Annotated in this window: 19 protein-coding genes; 13 read left to right on the forward strand and 6 right to left on the reverse strand. The window is 44.7% G+C overall.

The genetic code is table 11. From position 1 onward, the window contains the following. Positions 1 to 34: 34 nt before the first annotated feature. The 3 genes from ACS8FD_RS02235 to ampD all read right to left on the reverse strand — a co-directional run bounded on the left by ACS8FD_RS02235 (position 35) and on the right by ampD (position 3,071). On the reverse strand, positions 35 to 646 hold the full coding sequence (locus ACS8FD_RS02235) for a hypothetical protein (RefSeq protein WP_439274251.1): 612 nt from the start codon (positions 644 to 646) through the stop codon (positions 35 to 37). A gap of 103 nt (positions 647 to 749) precedes the next feature. Next, on the reverse strand, positions 750 to 2,300 hold the full coding sequence (murJ, locus tag ACS8FD_RS02240) for a murein biosynthesis integral membrane protein MurJ (RefSeq protein ID WP_439274252.1): 1,551 nt from the start codon (positions 2,298 to 2,300) through the stop codon (positions 750 to 752). Positions 2,301 to 2,417: 117 nt separating this feature from the next. After that, entirely contained in the window at positions 2,418 to 3,071 is a 654-nt protein-coding gene (ampD, locus tag ACS8FD_RS02245; RefSeq protein ID WP_439274253.1) for a 1,6-anhydro-N-acetylmuramyl-L-alanine amidase AmpD, read from the reverse strand. 225 nt (positions 3,072 to 3,296) lie between these two features. Here ampD and ACS8FD_RS02250 point away from each other — a divergent pair, with 225 nt between their 5' ends. From ACS8FD_RS02250 to lpxC, 12 genes are all read left to right on the forward strand, one after another. After that, positions 3,297 to 5,498: an Lnb N-terminal periplasmic domain-containing protein gene (locus ACS8FD_RS02250; protein WP_439274254.1), complete on the forward strand. Its 2,202-nt coding sequence runs from the start codon at positions 3,297 to 3,299 to the stop codon at positions 5,496 to 5,498. Positions 5,499 to 5,535: 37 nt separating this feature from the next. Further along, entirely contained in the window at positions 5,536 to 6,396 is an 861-nt protein-coding gene (locus tag ACS8FD_RS02255) for an NAD-dependent epimerase/dehydratase family protein (RefSeq protein WP_439274255.1), read from the forward strand. A gap of 167 nt (positions 6,397 to 6,563) precedes the next feature. Further along, positions 6,564 to 7,574 carry a hypothetical protein gene (locus tag ACS8FD_RS02260; protein WP_439274256.1) on the forward strand — a complete coding sequence of 337 codons (1,011 nt, stop codon included), beginning with the start codon at positions 6,564 to 6,566 and terminating at the stop codon, positions 7,572 to 7,574. A gap of 86 nt (positions 7,575 to 7,660) precedes the next feature. Beyond that, positions 7,661 to 8,404 carry an orotate phosphoribosyltransferase gene (gene pyrE, locus ACS8FD_RS02265; protein WP_439274257.1) on the forward strand — a complete coding sequence of 248 codons (744 nt, stop codon included), beginning with the start codon at positions 7,661 to 7,663 and terminating at the stop codon, positions 8,402 to 8,404. Positions 8,405 to 8,472: 68 nt separating this feature from the next. Continuing rightward, complete coding sequence (gene gshB, locus ACS8FD_RS02270; RefSeq protein WP_439274371.1) at positions 8,473 to 9,444, forward strand: glutathione synthase; 972 nt, start codon at positions 8,473 to 8,475, stop codon at positions 9,442 to 9,444. A 157-nt stretch (positions 9,445 to 9,601) separates the two neighbouring features. Continuing rightward, positions 9,602 to 10,687 carry an undecaprenyldiphospho-muramoylpentapeptide beta-N-acetylglucosaminyltransferase gene (gene murG / locus ACS8FD_RS02275; protein ID WP_439274258.1) on the forward strand — a complete coding sequence of 362 codons (1,086 nt, stop codon included), beginning with the start codon at positions 9,602 to 9,604 and terminating at the stop codon, positions 10,685 to 10,687. An 84-nt stretch (positions 10,688 to 10,771) separates the two neighbouring features. After that, positions 10,772 to 12,211, forward strand: coding sequence for a UDP-N-acetylmuramate--L-alanine ligase (murC, locus tag ACS8FD_RS02280; protein WP_439274259.1), 1,440 nt, complete (start codon positions 10,772 to 10,774; stop codon positions 12,209 to 12,211). A 72-nt stretch (positions 12,212 to 12,283) separates the two neighbouring features. Continuing rightward, a complete protein-coding gene (locus ACS8FD_RS02285) occupies positions 12,284 to 13,378 on the forward strand; it encodes a D-alanine--D-alanine ligase (protein ID WP_439274260.1) in 1,095 nt (364 codons plus the stop codon). 336 nt (positions 13,379 to 13,714) lie between these two features. Next, positions 13,715 to 14,527, forward strand: a complete 813-nt coding sequence (locus ACS8FD_RS02290; protein ID WP_439274261.1) for a cell division protein FtsQ/DivIB — start codon at positions 13,715 to 13,717, stop codon at positions 14,525 to 14,527. A 116-nt stretch (positions 14,528 to 14,643) separates the two neighbouring features. Next, positions 14,644 to 15,978, forward strand: coding sequence for a cell division protein FtsA (gene ftsA, locus ACS8FD_RS02295; RefSeq protein WP_439274262.1), 1,335 nt, complete (start codon positions 14,644 to 14,646; stop codon positions 15,976 to 15,978). A 151-nt stretch (positions 15,979 to 16,129) separates the two neighbouring features. Continuing rightward, positions 16,130 to 17,308 carry a cell division protein FtsZ gene (gene ftsZ, locus ACS8FD_RS02300; RefSeq protein ID WP_439274263.1) on the forward strand — a complete coding sequence of 393 codons (1,179 nt, stop codon included), beginning with the start codon at positions 16,130 to 16,132 and terminating at the stop codon, positions 17,306 to 17,308. A 389-nt stretch (positions 17,309 to 17,697) separates the two neighbouring features. Continuing rightward, positions 17,698 to 18,615: a UDP-3-O-acyl-N-acetylglucosamine deacetylase gene (lpxC, locus tag ACS8FD_RS02305; protein ID WP_439274264.1), complete on the forward strand. Its 918-nt coding sequence runs from the start codon at positions 17,698 to 17,700 to the stop codon at positions 18,613 to 18,615. A 288-nt stretch (positions 18,616 to 18,903) separates the two neighbouring features. Here lpxC and ACS8FD_RS02310 read toward each other — a convergent pair whose 3' ends face one another. Continuing rightward, complete coding sequence (locus tag ACS8FD_RS02310; RefSeq protein ID WP_439274265.1) at positions 18,904 to 19,407, reverse strand: hypothetical protein; 504 nt, start codon at positions 19,405 to 19,407, stop codon at positions 18,904 to 18,906. Positions 19,408 to 19,622: 215 nt separating this feature from the next. Here ACS8FD_RS02310 and ACS8FD_RS02315 point away from each other — a divergent pair, with 215 nt between their 5' ends. Next, on the forward strand, positions 19,623 to 20,351 hold the full coding sequence (locus ACS8FD_RS02315) for a CHAP domain-containing protein (protein ID WP_439274266.1): 729 nt from the start codon (positions 19,623 to 19,625) through the stop codon (positions 20,349 to 20,351). Between the two features lie 144 nt (positions 20,352 to 20,495). Here ACS8FD_RS02315 and ACS8FD_RS02320 read toward each other — a convergent pair whose 3' ends face one another. Both ACS8FD_RS02320 and ACS8FD_RS02325 read right to left on the reverse strand, forming a co-directional pair. Beyond that, entirely contained in the window at positions 20,496 to 21,212 is a 717-nt protein-coding gene (locus ACS8FD_RS02320) for a DOMON domain-containing protein (protein ID WP_439274267.1), read from the reverse strand. 167 nt (positions 21,213 to 21,379) lie between these two features. Next, positions 21,380 to 21,691 (reverse strand): YhbY family RNA-binding protein, encoded by a 312-nt coding sequence (locus ACS8FD_RS02325; protein ID WP_439241588.1) that lies wholly within the window; start codon positions 21,689 to 21,691, stop codon positions 21,380 to 21,382. Between the last annotated feature and the right edge of the window lie 341 nt (positions 21,692 to 22,032).

Consider the following 22,032-nt stretch of genomic DNA (forward strand, 5'->3'; position numbering starts at 1 on the left):
ATATATAGTTTTGATTTATCTATTCGTTAGTTCTCTAGCCCAAAATCTTCCACTGACCATTAACTTTACGTAGCTGATAAGTCAGAGGTGCCGGCTCGCTTTGACCTTTGAGTCGCAGCTCTCCTGTGATGGTCGCTTTCGTATTGTCGACACTATATTGCGTCTTAGTGATCGTCACACTCTCGACCGTTTGCTGAAACGCGCTTTGGGTGTTGCCCAGCTCTTGCTCAAAGTTTGCCATATCGACTTGATAGTAGCCAACGGCATCTTCGACATCGCCATAGTATAGCGTGTTAAGCGCTTGCTTGACGGTATCCTCTGGAGTGTTGGGCTCGGTAGGATTCGTGACTAAGCTTGGCTGATCCGGGGTAGTGGTCGCTGGATTAATATTGCTACTAGGCATGCTAGTCTCGTCCGCTACTTGGTCAGCGCTAACCGGCTCGTCATCAGCAACCACTCCATCAGCCTTAGCTGCTACGGCTTCTTCCACCGGACCATTGGTATTGGCAACGACTGTCTGTTCGCTGTTGTCTTCAGTTGCTTCCACATCGGCACTGTCATTATTACTACAGCCAGTAAACACTAGGCTGGCCGTCAATAAACCAGTCGCCAATAGTAGTGGCTTTGATACTAGAGTGGTTGTCATGGTAAACCTCAACATTAGTTAATATAAGATTTTGGTAAATGAATCATTATGACGATTCTGCCTAGTATTGACAATCAGTAGTTATATCACCGCTAGCCTTAATTTAGCCATGCTTAAGCTGACGCGGACGAAACCCCGTCATTAGTAGTACGACGCCATAGACCGCTGCCCCAATCGCACACATAATCAACAAAGCCACAATGCGTCGCCACTGGGCAGAATCCGTTGGGAAATAGGGCAGCATCACGTAGAGCGCCGCCACCATAGCGCTAGTAGCGATGATAAACTGCGCAAATAGCTTTTTCCAATGACTATCAAAACGGAAAATATTACGTTTATGTAAGAAGTAATATAGGAGGCCAGCGTTGACGAAAGCAGCACCCGTCGTCGCTAGGGCGAGGCCGCCGTGTAGAGGAATCTCAAGGAAGTAAAAAATACCAATAAACAGCACGCTAAATATCATATTAGCAAAGACCGATACAATACCTATTTTGACAGGGGTTTTGACATCTTGCCGCGCAAAAAATGCGGGTGCAAAGATTTTGATCAGCATAAACCCTAAGATGCCGCCGGCCATACTGCGTAGCGCCAAGCCGCTCATCTCAGCATCGCGCAGCAAGAACTCACCGCGCAAAAACAGCGCCTGCATCATCACATCAGAGAGGATAAAGAGCGCCGCTGCCGCTGGCAAACCCACTACAATAATGAGACGCGCCGCCCAATCGATAGTTTTTTTGAAAGTGATATCGTCCTTTTTGGCTTCGCTAGCGGAAAGACTGGGTAAAATAACCGTGCCAATCGCCACCCCAATCAGCCCTAATGGTAGCTCGCTCATACGTTCAGCAGCATATAGCCAAGAGACGGAGCCGCCGATCATTAACGAGGCAAAAACAGTATTGAGCAATAAGTTAATCTGGGTAACCGACACCCCAAAAATAGCGGGCAGCATCAGCTTTAAGATACGCTTGACGCCTTCATGCTCAAAATCGACTTTAGGCGCGACCAGTAGCTTTTGTTGCCATAGCTGCGGCAGCTGAATCAAAAACTGCAACAGTCCGGCGATAGCTACGGCATAGCCTAAAGCCATAATTGGCGTATCAAACATCGGCGCAAATATTAGCGCCGCGCCAATCATACAAAGATTTAATAACACAGGCGCAAAGGCAGGAGCGGCGAAGCGCCCATAACTTTGTAGAATACCACTAGCAAAAGCAGTCATCGAGATAAAGAGTAGATAAGGGAAAGTTAGACGGAGTAAGTCAGCAGTAACCGCAAATTTATCAGGCTGATCGGCAAAACCGGGAGCAAATAAAGTTACTACCCAAGGCGCTAATAAGATGACCACTACCGTCAACATCGACAAAATCAGGAGCAGAGCCCCTGAGGTGCGACTAACCAATAGCTGTACTTGTTGCAGATTGTACTTCTCTTTATACTCAGACAGAACCGGGACAAAAGCTTGGCTAAAAGCGCCCTCAGCAAATAAACGTCGCAGGAAGTTAGGAATTTTGAATGCGACCAAAAACGCATCCATCAAGCCGCCGGCACCAAACACGCCTAGCAGCACGATATCGCGTACTAAACCCAAAACACGCGATAGCATGGTCATGCTGCTGACGACCATTGTGGAGCGGAACAAGCGACTTTTTGCCATGAGAACCTTTTTTGCAAGTTTGCCGGTGAATATAAGAGGGTCAAAAATTGACGGATTATAGCATTTTAAGACGCTTGGTAAATGGATTGACTGTGAAATCTAGTCTATTATCAGCGATTAGTTATTAAGTTTTTTAGCTATCCTTTCACGCAATAGTGCCCAGTCAAAATAGTCACCCGGATCAGTTTTACGGCCTGGGGCAATATCGCTATGACCGGTGAGATGCCGGCGGGTCTTAGGATAAGCTTTGTATAACGCAATGATGACTTCGCTTAAGGCCTTGTACTGAATATCGGTAAAAGCGGTAAAGTCTGAGCCTTCAAGCTCAATACCGATGCTATAGTCATTACACTCAGGACGCCCCAAATAACTCGACTTACCAGCATGCCAAGCGCGCTCCTCAAAATTGACAAACTGGGTAATAGCACCATCGCGCTCAATGAACAGATGCGCCGATACCTCCGCGCCTTTGATCGTTTGAAAGTAGGGGTGGGCGTCCCAGTCCAGCTTATTAGTAAATAGCGCTTTGACATAATGTAGACCATTAACGTCAGTCTGACCAAACTCATTAGGCGGCAAGCTAATATTATGGATAACAATCGTATTAATATAAGCCGGATCGATATTAGCGTTTGCATTTGGTTTGCTATCGTCATCGCCATTTATATTACTCTTACTCATACGAGTAGGACGGAGGTTTTTATTAGGTGAGCTCAGCCAAGTGGCAGAAGATAATTGACCATTGCAAATAGTCATCGGCGTGGTGGACATAGTAGTCTCTGTTATAATGAGAAGAGGATATAAAAAAAGTCGACGATAAAGATAAAGTCAGCGCTTAAAGCCGTTTGATTATAAAAATTTATGGCTAATAGTCAATTCAAGATGACATATCATACACGCTAGCCAAACCAAAGATAAGCGAACGCTTGTTATCAGCACACATTTATAACTGACTAGTATAGAACCTTAATGAAGCCAAATACGAGAGACTAATCCATGTCTATAAATCCTAACCTCAAGGCAGTGGCTGATCATTCGAAATATCTAACCAAGTCCGCGCGCCTGCCACTAGCTGTTGCTGGGTTGTTATTGAGCGCGCAAGTACCCGCTTTTTTGCCGACACCGTCGTCGGTGGTCGAAGCTGACGCGTTATTAGCTGATGCGGCAATCAAAGATAATACCATTGCTTCAGCTACAACAGCGCCTGCGCCAACATCAAGTCATTCTCCACTAGCGGCAACAACTCTCAATCCCAGCTTGGCAACCAAAGCAAGCAATGCTAATACCCTAGTTACTGATGAACAAAATAAACACTCAAATCTACAAGCAGAGCAATTATTAGCGACTTGGCGTCAGCAAGCGGCTGCGCAAAATTTGGCTCAGCATACGACATGGCGCCGATTGTTATATTTTTTAGACGATAAAAAAGGGCTGTTTAGTCAGGCTAAAAACCAAAGCACTATTGATGATCCTTCGTTTTTTTTAACGCGTAATGGCCACAAGGACTCAGCTGTTGAGCTTGATGCTACGCTTGTCGCCTTAGCCAAGCAAATCGCTACGCCAAACCAAGTCGCCGCTGCGACCAATGATTCGGTTATATGCCGTTTTCCGGCGCGAGTAAATTGGCTAGCTGAGCAGCTAGATATCGATAAGTCGTCTTTACAAGCCGACTGCCCAGAGCTCAAAGAATGGATGGCTATGCTAGCGCCTGAGCAGTTATCGATTATGTTCGCCGAAGAGTATTTGGATAATCCTATCTCAGCTTTTGCCCATACGCTGCTTCGTATCGACTCCAAAGCTAGCGCCGCTGATTTTTCCCAAATTAATCATGCTTATGCGCTGAATGATACTGTCGATGGTGATCCCGATGATCCCTTTGTGCTTTATGCTATCAAGTCGATCAGTGGCGGTTATGATAATCGGATTGAGATTGATCCTTATCCAGAGAAGCTAGCTAAGTACCTCAAAGACGATGAGCGTGATACTTGGACTTATCGGTTGGATTTGACGCCATCAGAAGTACAGCAGATTATCGCGCATGTTTGGGAAACCAAAAATTTAGAGATTCCTTATTACTTTACCACTGACAACTGTGCTTCTGAGATTTTACGCCTAATTGATGTCGTGCGTCCGCAGCAAGGCCTGTTAAGTCAGCTGCCTTATGTGGTCGTACCTGCTGATGTGGTCAATCTGCTTAATGATGAAAAATTGTTAGCGACTAGTCATTATACTCCAGCAGATAGTAGCGTTAGGCAAGCACAGCTCAATCAAGCGAAACTATCGGCCAAGCTTGGCTACACTAGTATCAGTAAAGATGAGCTCAATAATATTAAGTCAGAAACGGCCAATTCAGCCTCCAGTATGTCAGCGGATGAGCAAACGCTACCGATGTTGCCGATTGCTACTGCAGATAATAATCCACTAGATCGGCATCGGCTGCAGCGTGCTCATGTTGGCGCCGGTCAACGCGGCGATAATGCTTATATTGAGGTTGGCATACGCGCAGGCTTTCACGATACCCTTGATCGACCTAGCGGCTATCCGCAGTTTTTTGATTTAGAAGGACTCAAAGCCTCGCTACGGGTTTATGATACTGAAGACGATGATGCCAATAATGATCGGGTTGAATTGCAGAACTTCACTTTATTTCGGGGTCGTTCGTTTAATCCGGACAATGCTGCCAAAAAAGGTCAGACTTGGGGAGCTAGCATAGAGGCGACACAAATCAACGACGGCTCGCAGCAAGACGGCGCGGCGCATTTGGTCGGTAGCGCTACTTTTGAGTACGGCAAATCCTGGGTATTTGGACAGCCGCCTGCTATGACTGCAGCCACTGATGCTGGCAGGCTGACAGGTGAGATGCCGCAGCAGTTATGCTACGCCTTAGCGACAGGTGCGCTACAAGGCGGCCGCGGAATCAATAAGGGCTTTCGTGTTGGCGCTGGTATCAATGCCGGTTGCCGCTACCAGCTTAACAATCGGTTACGCCTACAAGCCCAATTGCAGCTGCCATATTGGTATCATGGCGACAGCAGTCTGTCCGAGGTACAAGCCAATTACTGGCAACCAATCAGCACTATCGGCGTACAGTATGATATCGATAAAAACCAAGCATTACGTATAAAGGCCAGTTACGATTGGCAAGATCGCGTTGAGGATAATGAGGATATTCAATTGTCCTATATGCGCTATTTTTAATCGCTGTCTTGAAAACTTATGCAAGAAAGGAGGCATTATGAGTGCGCAAAATTTACTGATTATTGGTCAAGGTGATATCGGTCTGCCGGTCACAAATCAACTTGCTATAGACGGTGTATCCGTTACGGGCCTTGCCCGTAGTAAACGCGAGCATTATGATTTGGATGATCATGCCAAGTTTATGCAAGCCGATGCTTTGAGTTTGACGAGCGATCAGCTACAAGTGTTTAGCGCTATTGCTATCATCGTCACTCCTGATGAGTATTCCGCTCACGGCTACAGCAACAGTTATCTAGCTATTTGTAAGCACTTAGCGTCTTTGGCTGACGAGTTATCTCAGCTTGAGCGTATTGTCTTTATCTCCTCAACGGGCATTTACGGACAAGATAATGGCGAATGGATTGATGAAAATACCGTAACCGTAGAGCCTGAGCGTGATGCCTCAAAGATAATCATGCAGGCGGAGCAAGCGCTACAGCAAGGGTTTAAAGATAAAGCTATCATTATCCGCCCAAGCGGTATCTATGGTCGCGAGCGTCTGATGCGCCTACGTAAGGCGCGCGAGTCAAATAAAGAGGCTATTGCCGCTGAGCATTGGAGCAATCGCATCATGGATCGTGACTTAGTGACGGTTATTGCTAATGTTTTGACCTTAGATAGGGCAGATACCGAGCAAGCGAAGCTATTAAAGCCGCTTTATATTGCGACTGACTATCTGCCTGTGACTACACTTGAGCTTGACGCGTGGCTCAGTAAAAAGCTAGGCGTTACAGCTGCAGAGGTTAATAATAAAAGCTTAGCTACTGGTAAACGCTTGCATAGCAATATTCCGTTAACTTGGCTCGATTATCCTGATTGGCAGACGGGCTATCAAGATATTTTGCAGCATCAACAGTAGAGCGCATTTCTGCCTTCGGTCGAGTCCATAAATAGCTATGACTACTATGATAACTATGACTACTACTATGATTATGATATTTATACCTAGTTAAAATCGTTTGTTGGTTGTTTATTAGCCCAAGCTTAATTTTCATTTTTACTTTTTTATCACTATGCGGAGCCATTATGACCCAGCCATTTACTTCTGATACGAGTTTACCGAATGCTCAGAGCAGTGCTGAGCCAGGCAAGCTTGCAGAGAGTAATGCTGAGGTCGCACAGACCGCGAGCTGCGAGCAGCCAGCTATTGTCCATCCCAATTTTGACCCTCGGCAGACGCCACTTGATCCGGCGCGGCCTTTGAGTGATATTCCAGAGCCCGCGCGACGGGTAAACGGCCAGCTGCGAAGGTTTTATGGTAAGTCAGCGCGTTTTAGTGCGCCCAAACCGCAGTCGTTATCCAAGTGGCAGCTGATGGCTTCAAAACCGTTTGCGGAGCATTTATCGCTACTTAGCGCCGCAAAGCTGATAGAACTGCCGGACAGCTTTTATCGTCGTTATCCTAAACAGGATAGTGAACAAGCCTTAAGCACTTCGCCGGCTAACCGTTTGTTGTCGCCACTAGACGAGATGACTTTGCTTGATATGGCAGATATTCAAGACGCTATTATTCATTATCCCCAGCTTGGCCGTTATGGTTTTTTAGCAGATAAGTCGCCTTTAAGTACCGCTTCAAATACAGCCGATTCGTTACGTACACTGATTAAGCGTTATAATCCTGATGAGCTGCTCAGCAGTCTTTACGCTGATGACTGGCAAGTGATTTTGCAGCCACAGGATTTTGAAATGGGCGAGGGTAGCTTAGCGACAGATATTTTGGCTTGTAGCGTGGCAGTGCACGCCTTAAAGCAATGCGCGACTCGTAAAAGTGTCAATCAAAGCTATAGCGCTGAGCAAATCTGCCATTATCTGCGTAGCTACTTGCTAAGCCAGCTTTATCATGCACCGGCTAGCCGTTATCATTATCGTCAGATTCGCTTATTTGTCGGTCATGTTATTGTGGCAGCTCATCATTTAGGCTGGGATATCCAAGTCAGCCATGATGGTCAAGTGTATTTTAATATCTCATCGCGCTGTGGTTTGCTGACTCGTTATGCCAATGTGGATGACTACATGATTAACGGTTGGTCGAGTTAGCCTTATCTGCTCACTTGCTGTTGACTAATTTTTATTACCTTTATCGATTATCTGCTACTAATTATTAACTACTAACAGGAACGCTCATGCCCGTTGCCAACACCGCTCAAAACGCTACACAAGCCTCTTTTTCAGCGCAGCAATTTATCGAATTAGCTCTTGAGAATAAAGTGCTCAAATTTGGCGAGTTTGTACTCAAATCTGGACGAATTAGCCCTTATTTTTTTAATGCTGGTTTGCTCGCATCAGGTGAGATGCTGTCATTATTAGCAAGAGGTTATGCGGATGCTTTAGTTGAGCAGTTGGCGGTTAATGAGGCTGATAATACTGACAACTCAAGTACCAGCGATGACACGCTAGTTATTTTTGGCGCGGCCTATAAAGGCATTCCTTTTGTAGCAGCGACCGCCCAAGCTTTGTGGCTGCATCATGGTATCAACGCGGATTGGGGCTATAATCGCAAAGAGGTCAAAACCCATGGCGAAGGCGGCAATTTAGTCGGCGCTGATGTTGAGGGCAAAGCCGTTTGGATTCTCGATGATGTGATTACCGCCGGCACGGCAATGCGAGAAGTGATAGAGATTTTGCAGCAGGCAGGCGCTAGCGTTGCTGGTATCCTTGTCGCCCTAGACCGTAAAGAAAAAGGCCAAAATGAGCAGTCCGCTATTCAGGAGTTAGCAGCGAATTTGCAAGTACCGGTACGGGCTTTAGTTGATATTGATGATTTGATCGGTTATCTAGCCGATGACCATGATGCACAAAATAGCCAGTATAAAGATGCTCAGCAATTAGCAAAAATGCAGCATTACCGTGAGCAATACGGAGTCTAGCATTTGCACCTCAGTTTAAGAGAATTCTTATCTAAACAATAATAAAAATAGTGAGCCCTATTATGAATATGAAAAATCAAACAGCTGCAAAACCTTTAAATATACTAGTTATCATGGACCCTATTGAACTTGTCAATTATAAAAAAGACACCAGTCTTGCGATGATGTGGGCGGCGCAAGATCGCGGCCATACATTAGGCTATTGTCAGATTCATGACTTATGGTTAGATCGCGGTCAGCTGATGATAGACTCGCAGCCAGTCACGGTTTACCGAGATCCTGAGCGCTTTTATAATTTAGGCGAGAAGACGACAGCTTCGGTTAGTGATTATGATGTCATCTTAATGCGTAAAGATCCGCCGTTTGATATGCGTTTTGTTTACGCCACTTATATGCTCGATCATGCCAAAGCGGCTGGCGTGTTAGTCGTCAACGATCCAAAAGCGATTCGCGATTGTAATGAAAAGCTATTTGCCACATGGTTCAGCGAGTATATGAGCCCAACGATTGTCACGAGCAAACAAGCCCATATTCGTAAGTTTATCACTGAACAGCAAGACGTCATCGTCAAGCCTTTAGACGGCATGGGCGGCACCGGCATCTTTCGTCTCACCGCTGACAGCGCTAATATTGGTGTTACCCTTGAGATACTAACGGAGCTTGAGACCCTACCTATTATGGCGCAGCGTTATTTACCGGAGATCAAGGAAGGCGATAAGCGCGTACTTATCGTTGACGGCGAGGTGGTCGATTATTGCTTAGCGCGTATTCCGGTCAAAGGCGAGACTCGCGGTAACCTAGCCGCTGGCGGTAGCGGTGTGGCGATGCCGCTGACTGACACCGAGCGCGAAGTGGCGCTAGCGGTTGCGCCTATCGTCAAAGAAAAAGGACTGATGTTTGTCGGCTTAGATTTAATAGGCGGGCGTATCACTGAGATTAATGTCACAAGCCCAACTTGTGTACGCGAGATCGACGATCAATGCGGCACCGATATCGGCACCGATTTTATCGTGGCGATAGAACAAAAACTAATAGCCTAATAACGAAATCAAGCCTAGATCATAAGAGATCAAAGTAAGCTATTTTAGTGAGAAAAAGTACTATATATGAGCGAGCGATTTCCTCTATACTAGGCAAATTTTAGTCAGCTACTGTTGTAGCTTTATAGACATTACCAAAAAAGATAGGCAGGCGTGCATGAAGACTCCGCATATATTGATGATGGCTGCTGGTACCGGCGGGCATGTGTTTCCAGCGCTTGCGGTAAGCGAAGAGTTGACTCAGCGCGGCGCCGTTATCCACTGGCTAGGTACGCCAAAGGGTATGGAAAATGGATTGGTTGAGCCGCTTGGTTATCCGTTTCATGCTATTGATATGCAGGGGCTGCGCGGCAAAGGTATCGGGCGCTTATTGAAGCTACCCGTGACTCTATTATCAGCGACGATGGCGGCGATGAAAGTGATTCGTAGTAATCAGATCGATATGGTCGTGGGTTTTGGTGGTTATGTGACTGCTCCTGGTGGTATCGCGGCGCGTATGACTGGTACGCCGCTTATTATTCATGAGCAAAACGCCATTGCTGGTATGAGTAATCGTTATCTTGCCAAGATGGCGACTAAAGTGTTGCAAGCTTTTGAGGGTACTTTTGCCGATACTCAGCAAGATGCCAAGCTTGAAACCGTAGGTAATCCGGTACGCAATACGATTACTGGGGTGGCGGCTCCTACAGAGCGTTATAACGTTAATGACGATTCGCCGCTACGCTTGCTAGTCGTTGGCGGCTCTTTGGGTGCGCAAGTGCTTAATGATAATGTCCCTAAAGCCTTGGCTTTGATAGATAGGCCTTTTACGGTGCGCCATCAATGTGGACGTAATAACGAGTCAGCCACCCAAACGGCTTACGATAATGAAGATTTGAGCCGTCATAGCACGCAAGTTCAGCCGTTTATCGATGATATGGCTGCCGCTTATAATTGGGCGGATGTCATCGTTTGCCGCGCAGGAGCCCTTACGGTGACTGAGATTCAAAACGTTGGCATTCCAGCTATATTTGTACCATTGCCCCATGCTGTCGATGACCATCAGACCGCCAATGCGCGTACTTTAACCGATCATGGCGCCGCTATTTTATTGCCGCAGTCTGAGCTGACGCCTGAGCGTCTAAGCAATGAGCTAAGCGTTCTTAACCGTGCTGACTGTCTAGAGATGGCACAAAAAGGCCATGCGCTTGCCAACCGTAGTGCTACTGAGCAAGTGGCTGATATCATTTGGCAGTCGTTGTAAGTGGTCTAGCCTTGCGACTATTTTTTATTTCTGTCTTTTAGCCTTTTATATTTATATATTTACTTTTTCTATCGAGACCCTTTTATGCCTACCTCTACTAAAGACCTACCCAAACGCCTGATTGAGATTCCAGAGATGCGCCGTATTCAGCATTTGCATTTTGTTGGTATTGGCGGCTCAGGGATGTGCGGTATCGCTGAGGTGATGCATAATCAAGGCTATCAAGTCAGCGGTTCTGACATTAACGACAGCCTGGTGACTCAGCGTTTAGCGAGTATTGGCATCGAGATATTTATTGGCCATGACTCAAAAAACATCTCTAATGCTGATGTGATTGTGGTCTCATCGGCTATTGATCGTAGCAATCCTGAGATCGAAGCGGCGCTAAAAGCCCGTCTGCCTGTGGTACGCCGCGCCGATATGCTTGGTGAGCTTATGCGCTATCGTCATGGTATCGCTGTGGCAGGCGCGCATGGCAAAACCACGACGACCAGTCTACTGACGATGATGATGGCAGAGGGACAGCTAGACCCTACTTATGTGATCGGTGGTAAGCTCAACGCGTCGGGCAAGAACGCCGCGCTTGGTAGTAGTCGCTTTTTGATTGCTGAAGCGGATGAGTCTGATGCTTCATTTTTGACGCTACATCCGATGTCCGCTATTGTTACCAATATCGACCAAGACCATATGGAAACCTATGAAAATAGCTTCGACAAATTAAAAGCCGCCTACATTCAGTTTTTACAGAACATGCCTTTTTATGGCTTAGCAGTGGTTTGCGGTGATGATGCTGAGCTCTATGCCATGATTGATGATATTGGCCGTCCGGTACTGACTTTTGGACTTGAGCCTTTTAACGATGTACAAGCGATCGATGTAGTAGCGGAAGGAACCAAGACCCATTTTACCGTATTACGCCGCGATCATGAGCCGCTGCGTTTAACCCTTAACATTCCAGGGATTCATAATGTATATAACGCGCTTGCCGCTATCACTATGGCTACCGATGAGGGCGTAGATGATGAAGCCATCACTCGCGCTTTGCAGAAGTTCGCTGGTGTTGGACGTCGTTTTGAGCAGCATGAAGCGGTCGCGCTTGATGAGGGTGATGTGTTGTTGATTGATGATTACGGTCATCATCCAAAAGAAGTCGACGCTACAATCAAAGCCGCTCGCCAAAGCTTCCCTGAGCGCCGTTTGGTAATGATGTTCCAGCCGCATCGTTACAGCCGTACTCGCGACTGTTTTGATGATTTTGTCGAAGTGCTCTCTAGCGTCGATGAGTTATTGCTATTAGACGTATATTCTGCAGGTGAAAACCATATTAATGGCGCGGATACCAAGTCGCTCGCCCGAAGTATTCGTCTGCGCGGTGAAGTGGAGCCGACCATCGTTGATAAGGATAATATAGCGCCGGTGATGCAGCGTCTGCTAAAAGCTAACGATATGCTTATCACTCAGGGAGCGGGTAATGTTGGGCAAATTGCGGTTGAATTGGCTGCTAATAATTTGTATTTAAAATAGTCATTGAACTGGTCGGCCCTACCACCATAGAGCGCCTCGCTGAGCATTCAAAAGAACGTTAGGAATTTATATATGAATCACCAAGATAGTCAAAGCCTCTCGCAAGACAGCAACGAGCACATTCATAAAGCCAATATAGAAAATCCAGAGCCGGCATTAGTGGCAGCTCAGAGCGAGCAAGAGGCCAATGATAAGCAAGCGTTTGCTCAGGAACAAGCCAATAATGACCAAGCTTTGAGCGCTGCTCCGCTAGTCAAAGACGCTAGTGTGTTTGGCAAAGTTGCGGTGGTATATGGCGGCAACAGTAATGAGCGTACGGTCTCTTTAGATAGTGGTGCAGCAGTATTACAAGCGCTACAAAATCAGGGTGTTGATGCCGAGCATTTCGATCCAAAAGATCAAGACATCACTGAGCTGCGTGCTTATGATCGTGTGTTTAATGTCCTACATGGTCGCGGCGGTGAAGATGGGTTATTACAAGGCGTCTTGCAGTGGTTGGATATTCCACAAACAGGTTCTGGCGTATTGGCTTCGGCGCTTGGCATGGATAAGGTGCGTACTAAGCAGCTGTGGCAGGGCTGTGGTCTGTCAACAGCGCCGTTTTCATTACTGACCGCGGATACTGACTGGCAACAAGTGGTCAATATGCTTGGCCTGCCTTTGATCATCAAACCAGTACACGAAGGCTCTAGCATTGGTATGACTAAGGTCAATCATTTAGATGAGCTACCAGCTGCCTATGCCACTGCGGTACAGTGCGGGGATGCGGTGATGGCTGAGCGCTGGATTACCGGACGCGAATTCACCATCGTTATCGTTGATGATGAAGCTTATCCGATCATTCGCTTAGAGCCTGCTGATATTAGCAACTTTTATGATTTTGAAGCCAAATACAATCGCAATGATACCAGCTACTATATTCCTTGCGGTCTGAGCGCTAGTGATGAGCAGCACTTACAAGAGCTAAGCTTAGCCGCTTTTCGAGCGGTAGATGCCAAAGGCTGGGGGCGTATCGACGCTATGCAGGATAATAACGGCAGTTTTTGGTTACTTGAAATCAATACGGTACCAGGTATGACCAGTCATAGCTTAGTGCCTATGGCTGCTAAAGCGCGTGGTATGGATTTTGATAGCTTGTGTTGGCATATTTTATCGCAGACTTTGTAGCTTTGTAGGCTCCATTTAATTTAAACGAATGATGGGCAACAACCCGGTCTAAGCTTGCTATAGCATAGCTTAGTGTAAACTTGTGTAAATTCATCAATCACAACTCGGGTTAAGCTATTGTTTAGCTAGAAAATACGTTAATATTGCAGTGATTGTGTTGTTTTTGCTAGGATTGTCGTATCTTAACCTTAGCAGCACTCAGTCAAGCGGCCACTAACCGTACTTTTAAAAACAGCTTTATAAATGAACGGACTATTGCAGCTCGTAGCTTCAGTATTTAGTAAATTTAGTACATATTAAGTGTAAAATTAATCGAGTATAGGGACGGATGAAATTATGGCTCAAACTGTCGATGATGTGGCTGAGCTCATGAATAGTAAACCGGATCGTCCGAAACGAAGCTTACCACTCCCGAATTCGGCTAAGTATTTTTTTACGGCTATCGTAGTTGCTCTATTATTATTAATATTAGGTATGGGTGCTAAGGCTTTACGTGACGCGCCGCCTGCTACTATACAGGTCAGCTCTCAAGGTCTGAGCCCGGTTCAGTATCAAAGCTTGCAACAAACGATGAGTCAGCAAACCGTTAGTAGCTTTTTTACCAATGATTTGCAGTCTTTACGTGATATCGCAATGAGACTCGCTTGGGTTGATCAGGTGAGTGTGACTCGTGATTGGCAACGCGGAATTGTTATTACTGCGCTGCCAAAACAAGCTATTGCTAATTTTGGTACTGAGCGACTAGTAGATGCTAAAGGCGAGGTATTTGTACCTGTTGATAGCAACGACTTGCGCCAACCTCAGTTTGCAACTTTACAAGGCGCTGTCGAGCAAGCACCGGTCATCATGCAGCAAATGCAGCAGATCAACGATTGGTATTCGCCGCTTGAGATGCAAGTCGAAGATATTATTTTGACCCCGCGTATGACGTGGTTGGTTCGTTTTGATAATGGCTTACGAGTGATTGTAGATAATGAAAATACCGCTCAGAAGTTACTGAGTCTGAGCCAATTATTGGCCGCGCAATTGCATGATCGTCGTAATGAGATGCAGTCGATAGATCTGCGTTACAAAAACGGCTTCACTATAGCGTGGAATGTGAAAGAAGAGACTGATACGGTTAGCACTGACAGTGCAGCGACTCTTTAGCTTATATTTTATTCATCTTTGTGAAATGGATCTTTACTTTAGAGTTTTCTAAAGGATAATTTAACGAAACTCGTTAGATAGATTGCTTCGCAAGTACTTTTTAATGATTAATGGGGATGTTAAACCGTTCCCTGATTAGCGATAATTTGTCTGGTAACATGAAAAATACTGAAAACCTCGTTGTTGTCCATCTAAGTGCCACTGCAGTTTATGCTGTGATTGGTAGTGTCGTCTCTGCAAAAGACATCCGTATCATGGGTGTCGGTCAAGTCAAAAACAATGACTTCTATCAAGGTCGAATCAAGCACCGCGAACGTCTGCAAGGTGCGATAAAACAAGCCATTCAAGAAGCAGAAGATACGGCAAATTGCCGTGTGCATAGCGTCTGGCTGACTTTAGCGACCCCTGAGTTACTCAGTAAAAATAGTACCGGACAGGTCGCTGTTGAAGAAGAGGTAGTGCTGGCTAAAGACATGGTACAGGCATTGTCTAACGCAAAAACTAAAGACTTGCCTTCTGATTATTATCTTATGCACTGCTGTCAGCAAGGTATCTATGTCGACGATACGGATACTATGGTCGATGATGCTATCGAAATGATTGCCAAAAATATCACTGTTCTTTATCACATGATGATGATGCCAGTGGCCAGTCGCCAAAATATTCAAAAACTATTGCAAAGCTGCGATGTGGGTATCGACCATATCGTCTTTGATGCTGTCACTAGTGCAGAGTACAGCTTGATGAGTGAGGAGCGTCAGCAGGGCGTCTGTTTGGTCAATATCGGGGCAAGTACCACAAGTATTTGTGTTTATAAAGAAAACAAGCTTATCTTTACCCATTGTATCGCTAGCGGTAGTCATGAAGTGACTATGGATATCTCAGCCGATGTGGGTATCTCGATGATAGAAGCTGAGAGACTCAAAAAGTCCCATGGCACAGTCGATACCAATAGCATAGACCCTAGTGCCTTCTTTTTGTTTAAGCCACAAGGCTCAAATGATGAGATCAATATCGGCATTTACAATTTAGCCCGTATTATTGAGGCACGGTTTATTCAGATATTTACCGAAGTAGCGCGTCAGCTGCATGACGCAGATTTGATAGGTTTTATCGATCGCGGCATCGTCTTGACAGGCGGTGGTAGTACGATTAAAGGTATGGTGCCTTTTGCTAAAAAATTATTAAAAATGCCAGTCGTCATGAGTAATACTCATCCGGCAATCAGCGCTTTTAACCATTTTGACAATGAAGATACCTTTAAGCAGCTCAACACACAGATTAATGATCGAGCTTATCATACGGCTTTTGGGGCTTTATTATACAGTCAGAGCGAGCAGTTTCGTCATAGTGAACAAAGCGAGCCCGAAGCTATTCAAGAAAGCCGAGTAAAAGGCACCTTCCAAAGAGTCGGTCAGCGTTTTACAAACGTTTTTAAAAAGATACTGTGATAGTTTGAAAAGATAGTTTGAAAACTAAACTAAGATATACTTATACTCATTTTATTTAAATACATTTATATATAGTCAGTCGATATGACAGAACCTGCCTGCACTATGCCATGTCGACCCTTACGCTATTTGCAACTGGAGAACCCTTTTTATGTCAAAATATACTATGCCAGATGATAGTCAAGTTCAAGACAATGGCCAAGCGCGCTTCACCGTATTTGGGGTAGGCGGCGGTGGCGGTAATGCAGTGGAGCATATGGTACAGCAAGGTATCAGAGGCGTCACTTTTGTCTGCGCCAATACCGATAGACAAGCGCTGGATCGTCTAACCGCTCCTAATAAGCTACAGCTAGGCGCCAAGACTAATCGCGGCCTAGGTGCTGGCGCTAATCCAGAAGTCGGACGTGAGGCAGCTGAAAGTGAAGAAGAAGCGATCCGTGAGATGCTAGAGAACTCTGATATGGTATTTATTACTGCCGGTATGGGCGGTGGTACAGGTACAGGCGCTGCTCCAGTTGTCGCCCGTATTGCCAAAGAGTTAGAGGTGCTGACTGTCGCTGTAGTCACAACGCCCTTTAAATTTGAAGGGGGCAAGCGCATCAAAGCGGCCAAAGCAGGCATCGAGCAGCTCACTAATTTTGTGGACTCTATCATTACTATCCCCAATGATAAGCTGATGAGTATCTACGGTAATATCTCAATGCAAGACGCTTTCAAAAAAGCGGATGATGTTCTATTACATGCGGTGCAAGGTATTGCTGAAACTATCGCTCGTGAAGGGCTTATCAACATTGACTTCAATGATATTCGTACAGCGATGACCGCTAAAGGCCATGCGATGATGGGTATCGGTCGTGCTAGCGGCGATGACCGTGCGCGTCAAGCCACTGAAAAAGCGATTAAATCACCACTACTTGACGATTTACGTTTAGAAAATGCGAAAGGTCTGTTGGTCAATGTCATCTCCTCTGAATCGCTATCTTTAGACGAGTTCAGTCAAATCAGTGAAATCGTCGAAGGTATCACTGATAACGACGACGCCAATATCTTTTATGGTTCGGTCATCGATGAGAAGATGGGTGATGACTTGCATGTTACCGTTATCGCAACCGGTCTGACTTTGAATGAAGATATTCCTGAAGTGCCAGTGCCTTCTGTAACTAGCACTCAATCAGTAGACCCAAGCTTGCATACGAGCGCTTTAAACAGTCAAAAACAAACCCAAGCGCAGCAATACCAAGACAGCGCGCCTCGTACCGCGCCGCAAGAGCAGCCGCAAACTAAGACTAACAGTATCCAAGACTACCTAAAGCGTCAGCAGAACAAATAACACACTCTAGTTATTTATTTAGGTCAGTAAAAAGGAACCAGCGTATGAACGCTGGTTTTTTTTGCTTAAAAAATAGCTAATAGCATGAATAAATCACAAAGTTATATTTTATTATTAAGGGGAAACGTTAAAAATTTGTTATGAATATTTAGAATTACTGAGTAAAAATAAGGGTTTAGAGCAGGTTGTTTATTATCTATGTTAGAGCTGTACTCCCTATCTGCTCTACGCTCAGCCACTCTATGATGAATAAATATAGTTTAAAAAACTATAGTGATAAGTATTATTAATAGCTTAAATATGCAAATTAGTATTTTTTGACTATAGCGAATTAAGGGGTAGTAATGGTACACTAGGGTAATTGTAACAAAATATGTGGGATTACAGCCATGAATCAAAGAACTATAAAAACAGCCTTAGCAGTCACTGGTATCGGCTTACATAGTGGTCAGCCAGTGGATCTCGAGTTTCATCCACAGCCTATTGACACTGGTATTGTTTTTGAGCGTTCCGATATACTAGGCTCAGCACCGATTCCAGCTAGCGCCTTTCTAGTGCAAGACACGATGATGTCTTCTAATTTAGTGTTTGGGGGTACGCGCGTAGGTACCGTTGAGCACTTGCTAAGCGCTATTGCGGGCCTTGGTGTGGATAATTTACTGATACGAGTCTCCGCCAGTGAGATTCCTATTATGGACGGTAGCGCTGCGCCTTTTGTAGGCTTATTACTGCAAGCTGGCTTTGAAGAGCAAGAAGCGGCTAAGAAGTTTCTAAAAGTCGTCAGACCAGTACGAGTTAAGGTCGATGATAAATGGGCTGAGCTTCGTCCTTATAATGGCTTTGAGATGAATTTTGAGATTGACTTTGATCATCCTGCCTTTGACAAAGACTTTCAACATGCCCAGTTCCACCTCTCTACTCATAACTTTATTGAGCAGTTAAGCGAAGCGCGCACTTTCGGTTTTATGAAGGATATCGAAGCACTGCGCAAAAACAACCTCGCTTTAGGCGGCAACATGGACAATGCTATTGTTATCGATGAGGCAAGAGTGCTAAATGCTGAAGGCCTACGCTTTAACGATGAATTTGTCCGTCATAAAATATTAGATGCATTAGGCGACTTATATCTGATCGGTTATCCTATTTTAGGCCGGTTTAGTGCCTACAAATCCGGTCATGCGCTAAACAATCTCTTGGTTCGTGAGATTTTATCTGACTCAAATAACTTTGAAATTGTAACATTTGATGACAATGTAACTTGTCCTATCGAATATTTGCCTCTTTCTGGGTTAGTCGTTGAAGGATAAATACACGAACATACAGGATGTATCGCAACATTTACGCAATATTACATAGTTTACGAAGTAAAACATTCATAATTTTGACTATATTAGAGTGTTAGAGTTAAATAAAATCGCTGAAACTTAGGTAGTATAAAAGCTAACAGCTATAAAAAAACGTACAATGATGATGTCAAGTTAAAGACAATCTTCATTGTACGTTTTTTTTTGTGCGAAATTTTTTGGATAATGACTCAGCATGGACTATTTTTCAGAGCATTTTTTACATAAGTTTACAGTGTGAGCTACGGATTTTTAGTCATTTATCAGCCGTAAAAGCGCTTTTTGCAGCTTTTTATCTGTGGTGACATGCTCTGCTGCCTGTGATATAGTCCGCTTTGTGTTTTGGCTAAGAGCCTGATGCACATTGGTTTGATTGGATTTTGAGACCGCTGATTTTTCTGAAACTTTAGAACTATGGGCGGCGGTATGAGCTACCACGACGTTGATTTGCTTGAGTTGTTGAAATGTAATCGACTGCTCTGTTAAGACCGATAAGTAAGCATTTTGTAAATAGCGAATGTGATTAGCAGCAGTTACTGAACCTACACTGAGTGTGAGTTGCTCGTTAGTCAGACCGACAACCCAGCAGGTATTAAGAATCTCTTCTGGTAGACAATCTACCAATAGTTTTTTTATCTCAGTGGTTGCTTGTGTAAAAACACGAATATTATCGCTCAAGCTTCGAGGTAGCGCACTACCAGCAAATGCTTGATGATCGATAAGCCGGGCAAGTCGATTGGGCTGTTTTTTTGACATCGTATTGCTCATTGCTAGATATAAGGTTGAAGCGGACAATCTACGAGGCGGATGACAGAACTAGTAATGATGCTAGTGTCGGGCGCTTAAGACTAGAGGGTTAGCTGCTACACCTAGGATTTTATCATGATTGTTTGATGGTTATATCCTCTAAATTAATTGATGCTTCGTTATGGATGACGAGCGATCTTGTATTAACAATAGGTAGTAAATTTATGAAACAAGCTTTATTAATTTTGTCAGTACTGGGAATGGGCATAGCACAAACAAGTGGTGCTGCCGAAACGACCTTTCAATCAAATAATACCTTGACTCATACCATCACTAATATCTCTGCTGCTTCGAACTACGGTTCTAGCCAGAACATCTACAGCACCAACAGTGGCGCTCATGTTTTTAGCAATGACGAAATCAGTCAAGCTATTGATAACTTAAGCGCTCATGCCAAGCAAAAAGAATATCAGTTAGCGTCGCTAACTAGCCGTTTATCTTACGAGAGACAACAGCAAATCCGCAGTAATATCCCTGATAGCAATTCAGCGCCTGCTATCGCTGCAGCACGTGCGGCAAGAGCAGCGCACGCTAGAAGTACCGGTTACTGCGCCCGTTATGTCCGTAAAGCGCTACAATCTGCCGGTTACGAGTTCACACCTAATCCATCTGCTTATCAGTATGCTACGCGTGGTACTTTAGCTAACGCAGGTTTTACTAAGATCAGCAACAACATGCAGCCGCAAGTTGGTGATGTCGTCGTCTTTAACCGCTCATCAAGACGCCCACACGGCCATATCCAAATTTTTGATGGTAATGGCTGGGTATCTGATTTCCGTCAAAACGGTATCAGCCCTTATAGTGGTGTCCACGAGTATACGACTTGGCGCGATTCGCAATATGTTGATGATGCCTCAAACCGTGGTATCTACTTAGCGATGGCTGACGAGTAAATGCTTCAGCACTTGCCATAGTTAGTTATGATCTAACTGTCGTCAGTTAAGCAAATAAACCCAGTAATGATCTCAATGACATTACTGGGTTTTTTATGGTACATCTAATGCTACGCCTATAAGTCCTCGCAACTTTTAGGGATGCTACTTTTTAGTTTTGCTACTCCATAACTGTTTACCAAACTGCAGCATTGACCAATGCTTACGCTGATGAAAATCAGCTGGAGAGGCATGATAGGGTGCAAAATAAAGCGGAATCTCATTAAAATAAAGAATGACGCAAGGATGTATCAAGGCAGTAGAGTCGGGGTTTAATATAGGGTAGGGCAGCTTATCTAATGAGATTGAGACTCGGCGCTGTTTGGTTAAGATATCGCTACTTGTCAATGCGGTATCGTGCCATTGAATACGAACAGGACCTTGGCTATCTTTTATTAATAAAGGAGTGGGTGGCAGCGTAGCAGGGGTACGGTAGTCTGTAAACTGATAGACAGCGTACTGACCGTCTGGACTGGCGTTGATCTCAACATAGCTTGCCGGGTTATTGGTTATAAAGCATTCTAGGCAAGTTTGCTCCCATAAGTAATCTTCAAAGCCAACCTTATCTTTACTCCACAGTGGCCACTGCAGCTGCTCAAGTAAAGGTATAGAAGGTAGCTTAATCTCATAGCTGAGATTTAAGCTGGTATTGACTGCGCTAGTCTTTGCGTTTAAATCATCACTATCAGTATTAGCCAAATCTGCAATGCTAGCTGTCACCTTAACTGCAATTTGCTGTAACCGCGTAGCGGGCACGCCGATTTTTTGAGCATCGCTTATCAAACTATCGCTTGCAAGCTTAAGGATAAAAGTCTGATTCATGTTAGGGATTGCCTTACAGTTAATAGGTTAAACGCTTAAAACTGGCTAAGCGGTCAGTAAAAAGATGGCAAAAGTAGAAGAGTAAAAATGACAAAAGCCGCAAGTCTATAAGCTGCGGCTTTTATTATAAGCTAACCTTCTACTATAAAGTCAGTAGTGGCTATCGGTTAATTAGCATGACGTGCCAAGTTTGACAGCTTAGGATTGGCGTTTGGGTTTTGGCGCAATAACAGCGCCATACGGCCGATAGTGTGAATAACATTCGCATTCGCTGTAGTCGCAATCTCGGTGCTAACAATATCACGCTCATGCTTACTACCTGCTGGCAGTTTCACCTTAATCAACTCGTGATCGGTTAAAGCTCTATCGATCTCTTCGCTAATAGCAGGGGTGATGCCTTTATTACCGATCATGACGATAGGCTTGAGCTCGTGGCCAATGCTCTTTAGACGTTTGATTGTTTCATTATCAAGTTGCATAACATTCCTTATATCGATGTAAATGAGTTTTAGTGCCTGTATCAGCGACAGAGCATCCTGAGACACTACAGACAATATCATCAAAAAATTTAATGGGTATTATAAGCAATATAAGTCTATCTTGCTTGAATTCGTCAGGATTTTGGACGATTTTAAGTGAGGGAAATGTTAAACTGAGGGTGTTGCTGCAATATAGAGACGCGTGGCTTCGGTTGATATAGCTAGCAAACAAAACAGCATTATAATGTTAACTTTAATAAGCTATATTTCATAAGATTGAATCAATAAAAGAAAACGATGCTAAAACTGGTTTTTAAACAGCTTGTTGTCATTAGGTCATC

Source organism: Psychrobacter sp. 1U2, assembly GCF_051847575.1.

Bases quoted from the DNA above. Each gene is read 5' to 3' on its own strand.
- ACS8FD_RS02235 (WP_439274251.1), bottom strand. From the start codon at position 646: ATGACAACCACTCTAGTATCAAAGCCACTACTATTGGCGACTGGTTTA.
- murJ (WP_439274252.1), bottom strand. From the start codon at position 2,300: ATGGCAAAAAGTCGCTTGTTCCGCTCCACAATGGTCGTCAGCAGCATG.
- ampD (WP_439274253.1), bottom strand. From the start codon at position 3,071: ATGTCCACCACGCCGATGACTATTTGCAATGGTCAATTATCTTCTGCC.
- ACS8FD_RS02250 (WP_439274254.1), top strand. From the start codon at position 3,297: ATGTCTATAAATCCTAACCTCAAGGCAGTGGCTGATCATTCGAAATAT.
- ACS8FD_RS02255 (WP_439274255.1), top strand. From the start codon at position 5,536: ATGAGTGCGCAAAATTTACTGATTATTGGTCAAGGTGATATCGGTCTG.
- ACS8FD_RS02260 (WP_439274256.1), top strand. From the start codon at position 6,564: ATGACCCAGCCATTTACTTCTGATACGAGTTTACCGAATGCTCAGAGC.
- pyrE (WP_439274257.1), top strand. From the start codon at position 7,661: ATGCCCGTTGCCAACACCGCTCAAAACGCTACACAAGCCTCTTTTTCA.
- gshB (WP_439274371.1), top strand. From the start codon at position 8,473: ATGAAAAATCAAACAGCTGCAAAACCTTTAAATATACTAGTTATCATG.
- murG (WP_439274258.1), top strand. From the start codon at position 9,602: ATGAAGACTCCGCATATATTGATGATGGCTGCTGGTACCGGCGGGCAT.
- murC (WP_439274259.1), top strand. From the start codon at position 10,772: ATGCCTACCTCTACTAAAGACCTACCCAAACGCCTGATTGAGATTCCA.
- ACS8FD_RS02285 (WP_439274260.1), top strand. From the start codon at position 12,284: ATGAATCACCAAGATAGTCAAAGCCTCTCGCAAGACAGCAACGAGCAC.
- ACS8FD_RS02290 (WP_439274261.1), top strand. From the start codon at position 13,715: ATGGCTCAAACTGTCGATGATGTGGCTGAGCTCATGAATAGTAAACCG.
- ftsA (WP_439274262.1), top strand. From the start codon at position 14,644: ATGTTAAACCGTTCCCTGATTAGCGATAATTTGTCTGGTAACATGAAA.
- ftsZ (WP_439274263.1), top strand. From the start codon at position 16,130: ATGTCAAAATATACTATGCCAGATGATAGTCAAGTTCAAGACAATGGC.
- lpxC (WP_439274264.1), top strand. From the start codon at position 17,698: ATGAATCAAAGAACTATAAAAACAGCCTTAGCAGTCACTGGTATCGGC.
- ACS8FD_RS02310 (WP_439274265.1), bottom strand. From the start codon at position 19,407: ATGTCAAAAAAACAGCCCAATCGACTTGCCCGGCTTATCGATCATCAA.
- ACS8FD_RS02315 (WP_439274266.1), top strand. From the start codon at position 19,623: ATGAAACAAGCTTTATTAATTTTGTCAGTACTGGGAATGGGCATAGCA.
- ACS8FD_RS02320 (WP_439274267.1), bottom strand. From the start codon at position 21,212: ATGAATCAGACTTTTATCCTTAAGCTTGCAAGCGATAGTTTGATAAGC.
- ACS8FD_RS02325 (WP_439241588.1), bottom strand. From the start codon at position 21,691: ATGCAACTTGATAATGAAACAATCAAACGTCTAAAGAGCATTGGCCAC.